This window comes from Acidihalobacter prosperus (genome assembly GCF_000754095.2).
Classification (GTDB): Bacteria; Pseudomonadota; Gammaproteobacteria; order DSM-5130; family Acidihalobacteraceae; genus Acidihalobacter; species Acidihalobacter prosperus.
The window spans coordinates 54,362-70,085 of the sequence record NZ_JQSG02000006.1 but is presented as its reverse complement, the minus strand read 5'-3'; the positions used below and the strand labels follow the sequence as shown (position 1 = coordinate 70,085).

Here is a 15,724-nt window from a genome sequence, read left to right as displayed (position 1 = left end):
TCACTCCTTGCGCGAGGCGGGCGGGGGCGCCTCGTAGCCGTGGTTTTCCAGCCAGGCGGCGACGCGCAGCGCGTCGGCCTCGCGCCAGGGCGCGGCGACGACCTGCACGCCGATGGGCAGGCTGCCCGGCGTGTGCACCGGCACCACCACCACCGGCAGGCCGATGAACGAAAGCGGCTGGGTGTACAGGCCGAGGTGCGGGCGCACCATCATTTCCTGGCCGTCGAGCGTCATGTGGCGGGCACCGATGGCGGGCGCATGCATCGGCGTGGCCGGGGCCAGCAGCACGTCGAAGCGTTCGAACACCTTGGCGACCTCGCGCCGGTACCAGGCGCGGAAGCGCTGCGCCTGCAGGTTCCAGGTGGCGGGCAGCAGGGCGCCGGCGAGCATGCGGTCGCGCACGTCGGGATCGTAGTCGGCGGCGCGCGTGCGCAGGCGTTCCAGGTGCAGGTTGCTGCTTTCGGCATTGGTGATCAGATAGGCCGCTGCGCGGGCGCGCGGCGTTTCCGGAAGCTCGACCAGGTGACGCGCGCCGAGCGTGCGCGCCACGCGGTCCACTGCTTCGATCGCCTGGTCCGTGCCCTGCTGGCGGAAGTAGTCGCCAGCCACCGCGATGCGCAGCCCGTCGATGCCGGCGTCGAGCTGGCTGGCGCTGGATTCGACGGGCTCCGGCTGGCACACAGGATCGCGCGAGTCGGCGCCCTGCATGGCGTCGTAGGCCAGAGCCAGATCGGCCGCGCTGCGCGCCAGCGGGCCGATGTGGTCGAGGCTGGGGCAGAAGGCGAAGGTGCCGGCACGCGACAGGCGGCCGAAGGTGGGCTTGAGCCCGAACACGCCGCACAGCGAGGACGGCACCCGGATCGAACCGTTGGTGTCCGATCCCAGCGCGAGCGGCACCAGCGCGCCGCCGACGGCCGCGCCGCTGCCGCCGCTGGAGCCGCCGGTCATGCGCGTCGGATCGTGTGGATTGCGGGCGGGGCCGACGTGGGCATTTTCACCGGTGAAGTCGTAGGCGTATTCGCCCATGTTGAGCGCACCCACCAGCACCGCGCCCGCGCGGTTGAGCCGAGTCACGGCGGTGGCGTCGGCTGCGGCAGGCGGGTCGTCGAGATTGATCTTCGAGCCGGCGAGGGTGACCTCGCCGGCGATGTCGAACAGGTTTTTCACCGCAAACGGCACGCCCGCGAGCGGCCCGAGGACATCGCCGCGGGTGCGGGCGGCATCGATGGCGTCCGCCTCCGCCAATGCGCGTTCGGAGGTGACCAGGGTGAAGGCGTTGAGCGCTTCGTTGCCGCGCGCGATCCGGCGCAGCGTACGCTCCAGCACCTCGCGCGCACTGATGCGCCCCGCGCGCACGGCATCGGCGATCGCCGTCGCGGTGGTCGGCAGATCGCCGCTCATGGCACGAATACCGGCGCGGGTTCGTCGCTCGGCGGCAGCGGCTGCGCCGAGAGCACGTCGGCCATGCGCGCGCTGAGCGCGAAGTAGGTCAGCACCATTTCGCGGTAGGCGGGGTCGATGGGCAGATCGATCAGCGCGGCGGCCTGGTCGATGTAGGCGTCGAGATCTTGCGGCTTGGCGGTCATGTCAGGCTCCGGTCTTTAGGGAAAGGGGGGGCGAACGCGCGGAGCACGTCGGCGAGCGCGGCGGTCCAGCCGACGATGGCCCCCTGCGCACGCACCATTTCGAGGGTGGCGCGCTTGAATTCGGGGAAATAGCTTTCGGTGGCCTCCTCGACCAGCAAGCATTCGTAGCCGCGGTCGTTGGCCTCGCGCAGGGTGCTCTGCACGCAGACCTCGGTGGTGACGCCGCCGACCACGAGATGGGTGATGCCGAGGCGCTCCAGGTGCGTGCCGAAATCGGTGGCGTAGAACGCGCCCTTGCCGGGCTTGTCGATCACGGTCTCGCCCGGCAGCGGACGGCACTCGGGCACGATCTCGGTGCCCGTCTCGCCGGCGACGAGCAGGTGCCCCATCGGCCCCGCGTCGCCGATGCGCAGCGGCGGTTCGCCGCGCAGCCGCTTGGCGGGCGGACAATCGGCAAGGTCCGGGCGGTGCGCCTCGCGGGTGTGCAGCACGGGCAGGCCGAGCGCGCGGAAGGTCTCCAGCAGGCGGCGGCAGGCCTTGATCGCGGGCCGCAGGCGCGAGACGTCGTTGCCCAGGCTGGCGCCGAAGCCGCCCGGCTCGACGAAATCGCGCTGCAGATCGATCAGCAGCAGCGCAGTGCCGTCCGCTGGACAGCGGTAGGCAAAGGAACGGGCGTCGATTTCGAAGCTCATGGCCGCGCAATGCCCTCCGCGGCGGCGGCGCGCAGGGCGAGCAGCTCGGCCATGACGCTGACCGCGATCTCGGCCGGTCGCTTGCCGAGGCCGGGCAGGCCGATGGGCATGTGCAGGTCGCGCGGCGCGAGGCCCTCGCGTTCGAGCGCGTGGCGGAAGCGGGCCGCCTTGGAGCGGCTGGCGATGACGCCGATGTAGGCGAGCGGCCGTGCGGCGAAATGGGCGAGCAGTTCGAAGTCCAGGGTGTGGCTGTGCGTCATGATCAGTACCACCGCGTCGGCCGGCGCCTCGGGCAGGGCGGCGGGATCGATCGTGAGGCTGACTCGCGCCGCCGGCGGGAAGGCCAGCGGGTCGGCCCATTCGGGGCGGGCGTCGAACACGCGCACCGCGTAGTCGAGGTCGGTGGCGATGCGCGCCACCGCGCGTCCCACGTGGCCGGCGCCGAACAGCCACAGGGGCGTGCGCCGACGTGCCGGCAGCACGAACCGGCTGCCGTCGGCGAGGTAGCCGGGCGCGTCCGCGCCGGCGAGTGCGGCACGGGCCTCGCTGCCGAGCGCGCGCCCCTCGGCGGTGATGCCGCCCGCCAGATGCAGACGGCCGTCGGCGACCGCATAGACGCGCGAGGCGCCCGGCGCGTACAGGGCGGCGAGCAGCGGCGGCACGGGCACGATGTGCGCCTGCGCGCGCCCGCCGCAGCACTGGTCGGTGCCGTGTCCCAGGGTGAAGTCGATGCCGCGCGCGACCTGAGGATCGGCCCGCAGCGCGGCCTGCAGCGCGTGTTCCATGCGTCCGCCGCCGACCGTGCCGGAGAAGCGTCCGTCCGCGAGCAGGCACATGCCGTCGCCGACCGCCGCGGGCGCGGAACCGCGCACCTCGGTGATCAGCGCCTCGGCCAGCGGCCGTTCGGGGGCGGCGGCGGGATGCAGCGAGGCGCTCATGCGTCGACTCTTGCGATCATCGCCACCGGCCCGCCGCCGAGCGGTCCGTGATGCTCGGCGCGGGTGGAGACGTACACGGCGGTCTCGCCGGTGACGCCGGCAAGCAGGGCGGACACCACGCAGCGCGAATAGCGCATGTCGGAGATGTCGGCGTCGGTCCACATGGTGTGGCGGCGGCCGCGAATCCGGTGGCGCGGGTCGGCGTCGGATTTGGCGAAGATGCCGACCAGGCGCGCGGTCTGTTCCGGGGCGAGCTGACCGGGTGCCGTCAGGCCGAGGCGGGCGAGCACGTCGCGGATCGCGTCGAGGTCGATGATGTCGCGCATCACGCCATGCTCGATGACGAGATCGCCGTCCCACCACGCCGAGTTGGCGAACAGGGTGATTTCGGAGCGGGGCAGCCCAGGCTTGGCCGAGACACTGGCGCGGGTGGAGAACAGCGACCAGTCGCGGCACACGGCGTCATCCCCGGCCGCGGCGTCATCGATCTCGCCCAGGGCGATGCCCACCCCGAGCGCGGAAGCGGCGCGCGAGCCGACCATGTCGCAGCGCAGCGGCCGGCCCTCGGCCTCGGCGGCGACCCGCTGGGTCTCGTCGTAGCCAGGAATGGCGCCCTTGATCTGTACCAGATGCACGTCGGAAGGGTCGTCGACGGCGAGTTCGCGCATCAGCTCACGGACCACGCGCGCGGTCTCTTCCATCATCGGCCGATAGCCGATCTCGCTGGGTTCGAGGGCGCGGGTATGGCCGGTGGCGATGGCGAGGCGCTTGGACGTCCGCGGTGCCGCCAGGGCCGCGCCGCGCCGCGAGAGGATCAGCAGGTGCGGACTTGCGACGCCCTCGGTGCCGCCCGAGAAGGACAGCACGATGCGCTCCTCGATGGCCTCCGGCGCACATTCGAGGCGCGGCGCGAGCAGGTCGCCCAGCGCCCGCGTGGCCAGTTCGCGGGTGAAGTCGTTGACCCCGCCGTTGCCCTCGGTCTTGCCGATCACGGCGAGGATTTCATCCGCGCGCAGTTCGCCGGCGTCGAGCAGGGCGGCGAGGCCCGAGACGTCGCCGGGGCCGGCGGTGGCCACACGGTGGGCGATGATCCGCATGCGTGCGTCCCGGTCTAGAACGGCACCCGCAGGACGCGGCCCGTGTGACGTTCGATGTTGATCTTGTAGACGTCGCCGGCGTCCATGTCGTCGGCGGTCTTGGCCTCGGCGAGGGCCTTGACCACTTCCTCGGAATTCATCGTCAGCACCGTCACCGGGTTCTCGAAGGCCATCGGGAAATCGTGCCAGGTACCGGCGTGGATCATGATGCCGTGGCCGGGCGGAATGCGGAACGCGACCACGTCCTCCAGCACCGGCAGACTGGCGCCGGTGTCCTGGTTCGGCTTGCCGAGAACCATCGCGAAGGGCTGGTCGCCCAGGCCCACGAACAGCTGGGTCATGCGCAGGTGGCGTTCCAGCCAGGTGATTTCCGCGCTGCGATGGGAGATGCGCGCGGTGCGCACCACGGCGCGCTCGTGATAGACGAAATCGAGGTTCTGGCCCTCTTCCACGCTGCCCTTGTAGAAGGGGATGGGCAGGCCGGGCTTGAGCACGCTGTCGCCGATCATCAGGCCGTATTCGGCGGTGTTCTCGGGCGTGGCGTCCACCAGCGGGACGTCGACGTAGCGTTGTGCGGCGGTTTGCGACGACATGACGGGAATCCTCCTTGCGTTTTTCGTTGTCAGACGGACGGCGCGCCGGGCGGCGTGCGCAGCGCGGTCAGCAGCAGGCGTGCGGCCACCTCCAGCCGGTAGGCGGCGGTGGAGCGGATGTCGTCCAGGGGCCTGATGTCCTGGGCGAGGTGCCGGCGCAGGGTCGCGGCGTCGACCGCCTCCGGGCGCTGGCCGACCAGCCAGTCCTCGACGGCGGGCAGCGCGGCGGGCGCGGGGCCCACGCTGGCGAGGCCGAAGCGGGCGCTGTGCACGGCGCCGGCGGCATCCAGGCGCAGGCGCGCGGCCAGGCTGAGCTTGGCGATGGCCTGCGCCTGCCGGGTGCCGACCTTGCGGTAGAACTCGATGGCTGACCCCGGCTTGGGCGCCGGCAGATGGAGCGCGACGATCAGTTCGTCCGCGCGCATCCGGGTCTGCTTGTAGCCAGTATGGAACTCGCGGTAGGGCAGGCGGCGTCGGCCTTCGGGGCCGGCCAGCTCGATGTCGGCGTCGTAGACCAGCAGGGCGGGCGGGTTGTCCGCGGCCGGGGAGGCGTTGGCGACGTTGCCGCCCAGGGTCGCGCGGTTCTGGATCGGCAGCGCACCGGTCACCGCCGCGGTGGCGGCGAGCAGCGGGTAGCGCTCGCGCACCCGCGGATCGCGGGCGATGCGCCGCAGGGGCACGCAGGCGCCGATGCGCAGGCCGCCGTCGCTGGCGTAGAGCCCGGACAGTTCGCCGACGGCGGTCAGGTCGAGCCAGTTGCGTTCGTCCGCGACGGGATGGAGGCGCTGCTCGACCATCAGGTCCGTGCCGCCGGCGATGATCCGCCAGGCCCCGTCGGCATCGCCGCCGAGCAGGCGCATCGCCTCGGCGAGGGTACGCGGTCTAGCCCACACGGCTGTGCGTCTCCCGAGTCTGCGCGGCGGTCTCCTCCGCGGCGGCGGCCACGGCCGCATAGATGCGCGTGTAGCCGGTGCAGCGGCACAGGTTGCCGGCGAGGCCCTCGCGGATATCGGCGAGGTCGGGGTGAGGGTGATCGGCGAGCAGCGCCGTCGCCGCCATCAGCATGCCGGGCGTGCAGATGCCGCACTGGGTGCCGCCGTGCGCGGCGAAGGCGCGGCGCAGCGGCGACTCGGCGGGAACGCCCTCGACGGTCTGGACGCGGCAGCCGTCGAGCTGGCCCATGGGCACCAGACAGCTGTTCGCCAGCACGCCGTCGATCAGCACGGCGCAGGCGCCGCATTCGCCCTCGCCGCAGCCTTCCTTGGCCCCGGTCAGGCCGAGAGTTTCGCGCAGGTAGTCGAGCAGCCGGGTGTCCGGGCGGCAGGCGGCGCTGTGCTGGGCATCGTTGACGGTCAGGCGCAGGTGCATGGGCGGCTCCGTTGACGTGTGCGCGTGGTCATTTGCCCATGGCCTCCGACGCGCTCAGCGGGTAGTGGGTGGCGGGCACGCGATCGGCGCGCATGGCCTGGGCGATCTGCTTCGGGTGCGCCAGGACATAATCGACGAAGGCATTGCCGACGCGGTAGGCGTTCTCGAAGGCGATGCGGCCTCCGGGGTAATTGTGTTCGAGCAGCCAGGCGGCGGCGGTTTCGCCGGGCGGCGGCTGGTCGAAGTCGCTGATCGTGCGCAGGCTGAGGTAGTGCGAGAGCAGGCCGCGCCGCGCCATGGCGTCGGCGTCGCCGGTCTCCTCCATCGCGGTGGTCACGTAGCGCGCGGCACCGTGGGTGTAGTAGTCGACGATCTGCTGCGCGAGCCGCGACAGCTCGACGCCCGACCAGAAGTCGTCGCCGGTGACGGTCGCGCCGATGCCGACCTGGGGCTGGCGGTTGGCCTGCCCGGCGTAGAGCTTGCGGTTGTTCATCGCCGGCAGGTCGTCGGCCAGCGGAATCTCGCGGGTGACCTCGAAGGCCAGATTGACCAGCCAGGGATTGAGCTTGAAGGCCTCGGTGCCGAGCGGCGGCTGGTCGTCGCCGAGCGGCAGGAAGCGCGGTTCGGGCTGGCCGTGCGACATCGCCGTGAGGTGATGGCCGAGATCCCAGGAAATCACCCAGTCGGACCAGTAGGCGCCGCCCAGGGTGTCCTGCCCCCAGGGCGGGCCGCCGGCGATGCCGGCGCGCAGCACCAGGGCCTGCGTCATGTCGAGCTGGCTGCTGGCGAGCAGGGCGGAGACGGTGGTGGCGGAATTGACCTGCGCCTCGCCGGTTTCGGTCACGCACACCTGGCGGGCATCGCACCACACCGGGGCGTAGGTGCCGGCGATCTTGAGTTCGGTCGGGTGTTTCATGTGCTTGAGCCAGGGCGCGAGTTCCGGCGGGAAGGCGGCAAGTACCATCACCTTGACCGGGATCGCGGCGAAGGCGCCGGGAGCGACCAGCAGCAGGCCGAGAAGCAGTCGGGTAAGCAGGCGTTTCATGCGACATCCTTGTGGTCGGTCGTGAGCTTTGCGAGTAGGTGTTCGGGCAGGATCGGCACGGCATCGATGTCTACGCCGAGGGCGTGGCGGACGGCATTGGCCACCGCCGGCGCGGGGCCGTCCATCGGCAGCTCGCCGATGCCCTTGGCGCCGCCGGGGCCGGGGGCGTCGGCGGTTTCCTGGAAGAAGACGCGGATCGGCGGCAGGTCGGCGCTGGTCGGCAGGATGTAGTGGGTGATGCGGTCGTTGGTCATCACCCCGGCGTCGTTCCACACCACATCCTCGAACAGCGCGAGGCCGATGCCTTGGGCGACGCCGCCCTCGATCTGACCGGCGGCGATCACCGGATGCACCGCGCGGCCGATCTCCTGCACGGCGACGAAATCCCGCACATTCACGGCGAGGGTATCGAGATCGATCTCGATGTCGGCGATGTAGGCGGCCCAGGCGTAGCTGGCATAGGCTGCGCCGCGGAAGTGTTGGTCGTCCCATTCGACCCCGGCAGGTGCACGGTACTGTGCGATCTCGACGGTATTCCCGCCGGCGGCGTGCAGGCGGGCGCAGGCCGCGGCGAAGGCGGCCTCGTCGTATTGCCCGGGCAGGCCGGCCTCGGCGCTCAGCCGCTCGATCATCGTGCGGGCGGCATCCTGGATCAGGCGTCCGACGACCATGCAGGTGCGCGAGGCCACCGTGGGGCCGGAATTCGGCACCACCTGGGTGTCGGTCGGCGCGACGCGGACGCGGGCGATCGGCAGATGCAGCGCGTCGGCCGCGATCTGGGTGAAGGTGGTGGCCATGCCCTGGCCGATCTCGGTGCTGGAGCTCAGCAGCTCGACGACGCCGTCCGCGGTGACGCGCAGGCCGGCCCTGGAGCGCAGGTTGACCTCGCCGTTGCCGGTGAAGCCTGAGCCGTGGCAGAAGGTGGCGAGGCCGATGCCGCGGCGCGTGCGGTGGCCGGCGCGGTTCCAGGCCTCGTGCGCGGCGCGCCGCTGGACGTAGTCGCTTTCCGCGAGCGCCTGTGCGAGCACGGCGTCGGCGACCGCGTCGTCGCCCGCGAGCTGGCCGGTGGCCGAGCGGTCGCCCGGCGCGAGCAGGTTGCGCCGGCGCAGTTCGGCGGGGTCGAGCCCCAGCCGTTCGGCCAGACGATCGAGCGCCGCTTCCAGGGCGAAGATGCTCTGCGGCGCGCCGAAGCCGCGGAAGGCGCCGAAGGGCGGGTGGTTGGTGGCCACCGCGCGGCCGCGCACGCGAACGTGCTCGCAGCGGTAGGGGCCGGGGGCGTGGATCACGCCGCGCGACAGCACCACCGGGCTGAGCGTGGTGTAGGCGCCGCCGTCGAGCGCGAAGTCGAAATCGATCAGACACAGCCGGCCGTCGGCGTCGGCGCCGACGCGCACGCGGCTGCGCGAGGGGTGGCGCTTGGGCGTGGCGCGCATGTCCTCGCCGCGGTCGTAGATCATCTTCACCGGGCGCCCGCCCGCCTTGAGCGCGAGCAGGGCGACGTGGCAGGCGATCATCGAGGGGTATTCTTCCTTGCCGCCGAAACCGCCGCCGGTGGCCGTCTGCACGACGCGGATGCGCTCGGCCGGCAGGCCGGTGGCGTGCACCAGGGCGTCGAGCACGTAATAAGGGCACTGCATCGAGCCCTCGATGCGCAGTTCGCCGTCGGGCATCAGGCGCCCGATCATGCCCTGCGGCTCGATGTAGACATGCTCCTGCGCGCCGGTGCGGAAGGTGCCCTCGACCACCGCGGCGGCCTGGCGCTCGCCCTCGGCGAGGTCGCCCTTGGCCAGGGTGTAATCGGTGAAGACGTTGTCCGGCACGATGCGCCGCGACGAGGCCAGTGCCTCGTCCGCGTCGAACAGCGGTTCCGGTCCCGGCGTTTCGATCACTTCGATATGCGCCAGCGCCTCGGCCAGGCGTGCGCGGTCGGGGTGGGCGATCAGCGCCACCGGCTCGGCGGCATGGCGGTATTCGCCGGCGGCGAGCACCGGCTGGTCTTCAGCGATGGCCTTGACGCAGTTGGCGCCAGGAACGTCGGCGGCGGTCACGATCACGAATTCGGACCAGTCGCGGTCGGGATCGAGGCAGATGCCGCCCAGCCTGCCGCCCGGATGGCAGGTGCGCAGGGTCGCGGCGTGGAGCATGTCCGGATAGACGATGTCGTCCACGTAGCGCGTGCGGCCGGCGAGCTTGTCGTCCGCATCCACGCGTATCGGGCTGGTGCCGAGGGTGTCGCTCACGTTGCCGCCTCTCCCTGCAATGCGCGTCCGGCTGCGCCAATGGTCATGCAACGATGTATGCAAGCAGAATGCGTGCCACTGGGATGTGTCTATCCGCTCCATGCAGGGCTTGGGCCAGCCATGGGTGGTTTGGAGATGGCGCAAGCGGGGCGGGCTGCTCGCACCAAAAAAGTGCGTGCGCGCCGAAATGGCACTGTAGGCGAGCGAGTCGTGGCCGTGCGCGGCGGTTGGTCCGGCGCATCCGAGGCGGTCCGAATCTTGCGTTCACTGCAGGCGCCGCGAGCACCCTCCATGGCAGAACGGTTGCGGACTGCACGCTGGCATCAATCGTGAATACATGCATCGTTGTATGCATAAGAATGACGGATCGAGTCGACCGACCAGCTCATGACTGCCCACGATTCTTCCATGGCCGTGCCGGCGCCGAGGCGCGATGCCCGGCTTGCTTTGCTCGGTCTGACCAAACGGTTTCCGGGTGTGGTCGCCAACGACCGGGTCGACGTGAGCGTCCGCGCCGGCGAGATTCATGCCCTGCTGGGCGAGAACGGCGCCGGCAAGAGCACGCTGATGAAGATGATCTACGGCCTGCTCGCACCCGACGAGGGTTCGATCCTCTGGGAAGGCCGCGAGACCGTGATCGAGGGGCCGCTGCATGCGCGTCGCCTCGGCATGGGCATGGTGCAGCAGCACTTTTCCCTGCTCGAAAGTCTCACCGTGGCCGAGAATCTGGCGCTCACGCTCAATCGGCGCGGACGCTGGGAGCCCGAGCGCGTGGCCGCACGCGTGGCCGAGGCGGAAGGCCGCTACGGTCTGGCGGTCGAGCCGCACCGGCCGGTGCACAGCCTGTCGGTCGGGCAGCGCCAGCGGGTCGAGATCCTGCGCTGCCTGCTGCAGGAGGAGCCGCTCAAGCTGTTGATTCTCGACGAGCCGACCGCGGTGCTCACGCCGCAGGAAGTGGCCGGGCTGTTCGAGGTGCTGCGCCGGCTTGCCGCGCAGGGGCTGAGCATCCTGTTCGTCAGCCACAAGCTCGACGAGGTCAAGGCGCTGTGCGAGCGCGTCACCGTGCTGCGCGGCGGCAGGGTGGTCGCGCGCCGCGACATGGCGGACGTGACGGTGGACGAGCTGGCCACGCTGATGGTCGGCGACCGCCCGCCGGCCCTGCGCGAGCGTCGCGCGGTGGCCGGCGCCGGCGAGGTCCGCCTGGCGCTGCAGGGGCTCGATCTCGCGCCCGACCATCCGCACGGCACCGCGCTGAGTCGGGCTTCCCTGGAGCTCAGGCGCGGCGAGATCCTGGGGCTGGCCGGGGTTTCGGGCAACGGCCAGCAGGAACTGCTCGCCGCGCTGGTGGGCGAGCGCCCGGTGCCGGCCGACTGCGTGCTGATCGACGGCGAACCGGTGGGGCGGATGGGCGTGGCCGAACGCCGCCGGCGCGGACTGCGTTACGTGCCGGAGGATCGTCAGGGCACCGGCGCCGTGCCCAGCCTCTCTTTGATCGACAACGCCCTGCTCACGCGCTGGCCGAAGGCGACGCGCTTCGGCTGGGTGTCGCTGGCGGCGGCGCGGAACTGGGCGCAGGCGATCTGCGAACGCTATCAGGTGCGCCAGGCCGGCGTCGGCATGCCGGCGTCCTCGCTGTCGGGCGGCAACCTGCAGAAATTCATCGTCGGCCGCGAGCTGGACGAGACCCCGGAGATCTTCGTCGTCGCGCAGCCCACCTGGGGCGTCGACGTCGCTGCGGCGCGGCGCATTCAGGACGCCCTGCTCGCGCTGCGCGAGCAGGGTACGGCCCTGCTGGTAATCTCCGACGACCTCGACGAACTGCTCGCCCTGGCCGACCGCGTGGCGGTGATCAGCGGCGGACGGGTGTCGTCGGCGCGGCCGGTGGCCGAAGTCGGCCGCGCGCAGCTCGGTCAGCTGATGGGCGGTCGCGGCCTGGAAGCGGAGGTGCCCGATGCTGCGGCTTAGACTGCAGGCGCGCGCGCGGCCTTCCACCCGCATGCAGTTCGCCGCGCCGCTGCTCGCGGTGGGCGGCACCGCACTGGTTGCCTTCGCGGTGCTCGCAGCCTCCGGACATCCCCCGCTCGGCGGTTTCTACGCACTGTTCCTGGCGCCCTTCGGCAGCGCGTCCGGCTGGTCCGACGTGCTGGTCAAGGCGGCGCCGCTCGCGCTCATCGGCGCGGGGCTGGTGGTCGCCTACCGCGCCCGGGTGTGGAACATCGGCGCGCAGGGCCAGTACGTGATCGGCGCGGTGCTCGGCAGCTCGCTGATCGTGTATCACCCGGACGCCACCAGCGCCTGGCTGCTGCCGGCGATGGTGCTGCTCGGCGCCGTCGGCGGTGCCGCCTACGGCGCGATCCCGGCGCTGCTCAACACGCGCTTCAACGCCAACGAGATCCTCACCAGCCTGATGCTGGACTACGTGGCGCTGTACCTGCTGCGCTATCTCACCTTCGGTCCCTGGCGCGATCCGCACAGCTACGGCTTTCCCGGTTCGATCTCGTTTCCGGATGCGGCCAGCCTGCCGATCGTCTGGCCGCAGACGCAGTTCGACCTCGGCGCGCTGTGCGCCTTCTTCGCGGCGCCGCTGGTGTGGCTGCTGCTGCGCGGGTCGCTGTTCGGTTTCCAGGTGCGCGTCTCGGCCAGCGCGCCGGCCGCGCGCTACGCGGGCTTCAGCCGCGGGCGCACGGTGTGGCAGGCCTTCCTGCTCAGCGGCGCCTGCGCGGGGCTGGCGGGCATCCTGCAGGTGGCCGGGCCGATCGACCAGCTGCGCCCGAACATCTACTCGGACATCGGCTTCGCCGCGATCATCGTGGCCTACCTCGGCCAGCTCAATCCGCTCGGCGTGCTGCCGGCGGCCCTGCTGGTCGGCCTGTTCTACGTCGGCGCGGACAACGCCCAGATCACCATGGGCCTGCCGGTGGCGCTGACCCAGCTGCTGCAGGGCGTGCTGCTGTTCACCCTGCTCGCGGCCAACGTGCTGGTGCGCTACCGGCTGCGGCGGGTGCCGGCATGAGCCTCGACTTGTGGACCTCGATCGGGGGCAGCGTGGTGGTGGCCGCCACCCCGCTGCTGCTGGCCTCGGCCGGCGAACTGGTCACCGAGCGTGCGGGCCTGCTCAACCTCGGCGTCGAGGGCATGATGACGGTCGGCGCCGCGGCCGGCTTCATCGCCGCCTACCACACCGGCAGCCCGGTCGTCGGGCTGTTCGCCGGTGCCGCGGCGGGTCTGTTCTGCGCGCTGATCTACGCCTGGCTGACCGTGCAGCTCGCCGCCGATCAGGTGGCCACGGGGCTCGCGCTGACCATCTTCGGTCACGGCCTGAGCGCCTTCGTCGGCCAGCCTTACGCCGGCAAATCGATCCATCCGCTCGGCGATGCGCCGGTGCCGCTGCTGCAGCACATACCCCTGCTCGGCCCGGTGCTGTTCCATCACAGCCTGCCGGTGTACTTCGCGATCCTGCTGGTGCTGGGGCTGGCCTGGTACCTGCGCGCGACGCGCGGCGGTCTGATGCTCAAGAGCGTGGGCGAGGACCCGCAGGTGGCGCGCGGTCTCGGCCTGCCGGTGATCGCGATCCGCTACGCCGCGGCGCTGTTCGGCGGTGCGATGGCGGGCCTCGGCGGCGCCTTCCTGTCCACGGTGTACACGCCGATGTGGGCGCAGGGCATGGTCGCGGGGCAAGGCTGGATCGCGGTCGGCCTGGTGGTGTTCGCCACCTGGCGTCCGCTGCGCCTGCTGCTCGGCGCCTGGCTGTTCGCCGGCGTCGGCATCGGCCAGCTGTTCTCGCAGGCGGCGGGTCTGCAGGTGAACACGTATTTTCTGTCGGCATTGCCCTATCTGGCCGTGCTGACGGCGCTGGTTCTGATCTCGCGCGATCCGATGCGCATCCGGCTGCACACGCCGGCCGCGCTCGGGCGCCCGTTCAGGGCCGAGTCCTGAAGGCGGCGGGGTGGGCTTGATGCGCCCGCGGTCGGGTTCGTTCGATCTTCACACGCAAGGAGATGGCAAAGATGAGTTCACGTCGTGATTTCCTCAAGGGCATGGGCGCCCTGGCCGCGGCCGGCGCCCTGGGTGGTCTGCCGGGGCGCAGCATGGCCAGCGAGTACTACCGCATTCCGCTGAAGAAGCCGCTCAAGGTCGGTTTCGTCTACGTCGATCCGATCGGCGACATCGGCTGGACCTATCAGCACGAACTCGGCCGCAAGTACATGGACAAGATGCTCGCCGGCAAGGTCGTGTCCAACTACGTGGCCGACGTTGCCGAGGCCAAGTCGGAGCCGGTGATCCGCCGTCTGGCGCAGACCGGGCATCAGCTGATCTTCACCACCTCCTTCGGCTACATGGACCCCACGCTCAAGGTCGCCAAGGAATTCCCGCACGTGATCTTCGAGCAGGCCACCGGCTTCAAGACCGCGCCGAACATGGGCAACTACAACGGACGTTTCTACGAGGCGCAGTACCTCACCGGGCTGGTCGCGGGCGCGATGACCAAGACCGACAAGATCGGCTTCATCCTGCCGTTCCCGATCCCCGAGGTGTACCGCGTGGTCGACGCCTTCACCATTGGCTTGCACGAAACCAACCCCAAGGCCACGGTCAAGACCGTGTGGGTGAACACCTGGTACGACCCGTCCAAGGAGCGCGAGGCTGCGCTGACCCTGGCTGCTTCCGGCTGCGACGTGATCGCCACGCATACCGATTCCCCGGCGCCGATGCAGGTGGCCGAGAGCAAGGGTATCTACGCCTTCTGCCAGGATTCCGACCAGAAGCAGTACGGCCCGCACGCGCAGCTGACGGGTGTGGTCGACGACTGGGCGCCCTATTACTACGAAACCGCGCGCAAGGTACTCGAGGGCAAGTGGAAGTCCGGCTCGGTGTGGGGCGGCCTCAAGTCCGGCATGGTGCAGCTCGCGCCGCTCAACCCGGCAATCCCCAAGCCCGTCGCCGATCTCGTGTACAAGCGCAAGAAGGCCATCGAGGATGGCAGTTTTGCGATCTTCAAGGGGCCGTTGTACGACCAGAAGGGCACGCTGAAGGTGCCTGCCGGCAAGACGTTGACGGATAATGACCTGCTTGGCCTGCAATGGTTCGTCAAGGGGGTCGAGGGGCAGTCGAGCTGAACCCGTCCCGTCACCGCATCAAACATAGAGGAGCGATATGGACACCGGAATCCTGATCGAGCGCCTGCCCAAGGTGGAGCTGCACGTGCACATCGAGGGCACGCTCGAACCCGAACAGCTGTTCGCATTCGCGCGCCGCAATGGCGTCAGCGTGCGCTATCCCGACGTGGAGGCGCTGCGCGCGGCCTACCGGTTCCACGACCTGCAGTCCTTCCTCGACCTCTACTACGAGGGTTGCGCGGTGCTGCTCGCCGAGCAGGACTTCTACGAGCTGACGCTCGCCTACCTCAGGCGGGCGGCGGCGCAGGGCGTGGTCCATACCGAGCTCTTCTTCGATCCGCAAAGCCACACCCATCGGGGTGTGGCCTTTGCCACCGTATTCGACGGCATCAGCCGGGCGCTGGCCGAGGGCGAACGCAGCCTCGGCATCACCTCCCGGCTGATCCTCTGCTTCCTGCGTCACCTCGACGAGGCCGACGCCTTCGACACCTTGCGCCAGGCCGAGCCTTACCTAGACCGCATCGTCGCGGTGGGCCTCGACTCCAGCGAGGTCGGGCATCCGCCGTCCAAGTTCGAGCGCGTGTTCGCCGCCGCCCGCGAGCACGGCCTGCTGACCGTCGCGCATGCCGGCGAGGAAGGCCCGCCCGAGTACATCCGGGAGGCGCTGGACCTGCTCAAGGTCTCGCGCATCGATCACGGCGTGCGCTGTCTGGAGGACGACGCGCTGGTCGAACGCCTGGTCGCCGAGCGCATGCCGCTGACCGTATGCCCGTTGTCCAATGTGCGCCTTGGCGGCTTCGCCGAGATGCGCGATCACCCGCTCAAGCGGCTGCTCGACCGCGGCCTGTGCGCCACGGTCAATTCCGACGACCCGGCCTATTTCGGCGGCTACATGACCGAGAACTTCACCGCCACGCAGGCCGCGCTCGGGTTGACCGCGGACGACATCCTGACGCTGGGGCGCAACGCGATCGAGGCGGCCTTCCTCGACGCCGACGCACGTGAGCGATTGCTTGCGCGGGTGGCGCAGAGCGCCGCCTGAGGACTT

General features: G+C 70.6%; 15 protein-coding genes. 5 read left to right on the top strand and 10 right to left on the bottom strand.

Annotated elements, in window-relative coordinates; genetic code table 11:
• From THPRO_RS10990 to THPRO_RS10945, 10 genes are read right to left on the bottom strand one after another with little or no spacing between them, the layout of a single operon-like run.
• Complete coding sequence (locus tag THPRO_RS10990; protein ID WP_065089644.1) at positions 1 to 1,401, bottom strand: AtzE family amidohydrolase; 1,401 nt, start codon at positions 1,399 to 1,401, stop codon at positions 1 to 3.
• Positions 1,398 to 1,586, bottom strand: a complete 189-nt coding sequence (locus tag THPRO_RS10985) for a DUF4089 domain-containing protein (RefSeq protein ID WP_038091626.1) — start codon at positions 1,584 to 1,586, stop codon at positions 1,398 to 1,400. The genes THPRO_RS10990 and THPRO_RS10985 overlap by 4 nt, the downstream gene beginning before the upstream one ends.
• Positions 1,583 to 2,278: a cysteine hydrolase family protein gene (locus tag THPRO_RS10980; protein WP_038091623.1), complete on the bottom strand. Its 696-nt coding sequence runs from the start codon at positions 2,276 to 2,278 to the stop codon at positions 1,583 to 1,585. The genes THPRO_RS10985 and THPRO_RS10980 overlap by 4 nt, the downstream gene beginning before the upstream one ends.
• Positions 2,275 to 3,216 (bottom strand): XdhC family protein, encoded by a 942-nt coding sequence (locus THPRO_RS10975; protein WP_201786977.1) that lies wholly within the window; start codon positions 3,214 to 3,216, stop codon positions 2,275 to 2,277. Before THPRO_RS10975 ends, THPRO_RS10980 begins: the two co-directional genes overlap by 4 nt.
• A complete protein-coding gene (gene atzD, locus THPRO_RS10970; protein ID WP_038091620.1) occupies positions 3,213 to 4,313 on the bottom strand; it encodes a cyanuric acid amidohydrolase in 1,101 nt (366 codons plus the stop codon). Before atzD ends, THPRO_RS10975 begins: the two co-directional genes overlap by 4 nt.
• 14 nt (positions 4,314 to 4,327) lie before the next feature.
• Entirely contained in the window at positions 4,328 to 4,906 is a 579-nt protein-coding gene (locus THPRO_RS10965; protein WP_038091617.1) for an ureidoglycolate lyase, read from the bottom strand.
• 29 nt (positions 4,907 to 4,935) lie between these two features.
• Positions 4,936 to 5,799, bottom strand: a complete 864-nt coding sequence (locus tag THPRO_RS10960) for an FAD binding domain-containing protein (protein ID WP_038091615.1) — start codon at positions 5,797 to 5,799, stop codon at positions 4,936 to 4,938.
• On the bottom strand, positions 5,789 to 6,274 hold the full coding sequence (locus tag THPRO_RS10955) for a (2Fe-2S)-binding protein (RefSeq protein ID WP_052064527.1): 486 nt from the start codon (positions 6,272 to 6,274) through the stop codon (positions 5,789 to 5,791). The genes THPRO_RS10960 and THPRO_RS10955 overlap by 11 nt, the downstream gene beginning before the upstream one ends.
• Positions 6,275 to 6,302: 28 nt before the next feature.
• Entirely contained in the window at positions 6,303 to 7,319 is a 1,017-nt protein-coding gene (locus THPRO_RS10950) for a nucleoside phosphorylase-I family protein (protein WP_052064526.1), read from the bottom strand.
• Positions 7,316 to 9,559 carry a xanthine dehydrogenase family protein molybdopterin-binding subunit gene (locus THPRO_RS10945; RefSeq protein WP_038091614.1) on the bottom strand — a complete coding sequence of 748 codons (2,244 nt, stop codon included), beginning with the start codon at positions 9,557 to 9,559 and terminating at the stop codon, positions 7,316 to 7,318. The genes THPRO_RS10950 and THPRO_RS10945 overlap by 4 nt, the downstream gene beginning before the upstream one ends.
• Positions 9,560 to 9,946: 387 nt before the next feature.
• On the opposite strand from THPRO_RS10945, the gene THPRO_RS10940 reads away from it, so the two are divergent.
• From THPRO_RS10940 to THPRO_RS10920, 5 genes are all read left to right on the top strand, one after another.
• The gene (locus tag THPRO_RS10940) at positions 9,947 to 11,524 is read left to right on the top strand and encodes an ABC transporter ATP-binding protein (protein WP_236717302.1); all 1,578 of its coding nucleotides are present in this window, start codon (positions 9,947 to 9,949) and stop codon (positions 11,522 to 11,524) included.
• Complete coding sequence (locus THPRO_RS10935; RefSeq protein WP_065089642.1) at positions 11,511 to 12,572, top strand: ABC transporter permease; 1,062 nt, start codon at positions 11,511 to 11,513, stop codon at positions 12,570 to 12,572. The genes THPRO_RS10940 and THPRO_RS10935 overlap by 14 nt, the downstream gene beginning before the upstream one ends.
• A complete protein-coding gene (locus THPRO_RS10930; RefSeq protein ID WP_038091821.1) occupies positions 12,569 to 13,495 on the top strand; it encodes an ABC transporter permease in 927 nt (308 codons plus the stop codon). The genes THPRO_RS10935 and THPRO_RS10930 overlap by 4 nt, the downstream gene beginning before the upstream one ends.
• 71 nt (positions 13,496 to 13,566) lie before the next feature.
• On the top strand, positions 13,567 to 14,676 hold the full coding sequence (locus THPRO_RS10925) for a BMP family ABC transporter substrate-binding protein (protein WP_065089854.1): 1,110 nt from the start codon (positions 13,567 to 13,569) through the stop codon (positions 14,674 to 14,676).
• 37 nt (positions 14,677 to 14,713) lie between these two features.
• The gene (locus THPRO_RS10920; RefSeq protein ID WP_038091608.1) at positions 14,714 to 15,718 is read left to right on the top strand and encodes an adenosine deaminase; all 1,005 of its coding nucleotides are present in this window, start codon (positions 14,714 to 14,716) and stop codon (positions 15,716 to 15,718) included.
• Positions 15,719 to 15,724: the final 6 nt, after the last annotated feature.

What these genes read in the sequence shown, in the direction of transcription:
- THPRO_RS10990 (WP_065089644.1), bottom strand. Translation starts at nt 1,401, where the DNA reads ATGAGCGGCGATCTGCCGACCACCGCGACGGCGATCGCCGATGCCGTG.
- THPRO_RS10980 (WP_038091623.1), bottom strand. Translation starts at nt 2,278, where the DNA reads ATGAGCTTCGAAATCGACGCCCGTTCCTTTGCCTACCGCTGTCCAGCG.
- THPRO_RS10920 (WP_038091608.1), top strand. Translation starts at nt 14,714, where the DNA reads ATGGACACCGGAATCCTGATCGAGCGCCTGCCCAAGGTGGAGCTGCAC.
- THPRO_RS10985 (WP_038091626.1), bottom strand. Translation starts at nt 1,586, where the DNA reads ATGACCGCCAAGCCGCAAGATCTCGACGCCTACATCGACCAGGCCGCC.
- THPRO_RS10935 (WP_065089642.1), top strand. Translation starts at nt 11,511, where the DNA reads ATGCTGCGGCTTAGACTGCAGGCGCGCGCGCGGCCTTCCACCCGCATG.
- THPRO_RS10965 (WP_038091617.1), bottom strand. Translation starts at nt 4,906, where the DNA reads ATGTCGTCGCAAACCGCCGCACAACGCTACGTCGACGTCCCGCTGGTG.
- THPRO_RS10975 (WP_201786977.1), bottom strand. Translation starts at nt 3,216, where the DNA reads ATGAGCGCCTCGCTGCATCCCGCCGCCGCCCCCGAACGGCCGCTGGCC.
- THPRO_RS10950 (WP_052064526.1), bottom strand. Translation starts at nt 7,319, where the DNA reads ATGAAACGCCTGCTTACCCGACTGCTTCTCGGCCTGCTGCTGGTCGCT.
- THPRO_RS10955 (WP_052064527.1), bottom strand. Translation starts at nt 6,274, where the DNA reads ATGCACCTGCGCCTGACCGTCAACGATGCCCAGCACAGCGCCGCCTGC.
- THPRO_RS10940 (WP_236717302.1), top strand. Translation starts at nt 9,947, where the DNA reads ATGACTGCCCACGATTCTTCCATGGCCGTGCCGGCGCCGAGGCGCGAT.
- THPRO_RS10925 (WP_065089854.1), top strand. Translation starts at nt 13,567, where the DNA reads ATGAGTTCACGTCGTGATTTCCTCAAGGGCATGGGCGCCCTGGCCGCG.
- atzD (WP_038091620.1), bottom strand. Translation starts at nt 4,313, where the DNA reads ATGCGGATCATCGCCCACCGTGTGGCCACCGCCGGCCCCGGCGACGTC.
- THPRO_RS10930 (WP_038091821.1), top strand. Translation starts at nt 12,569, where the DNA reads ATGAGCCTCGACTTGTGGACCTCGATCGGGGGCAGCGTGGTGGTGGCC.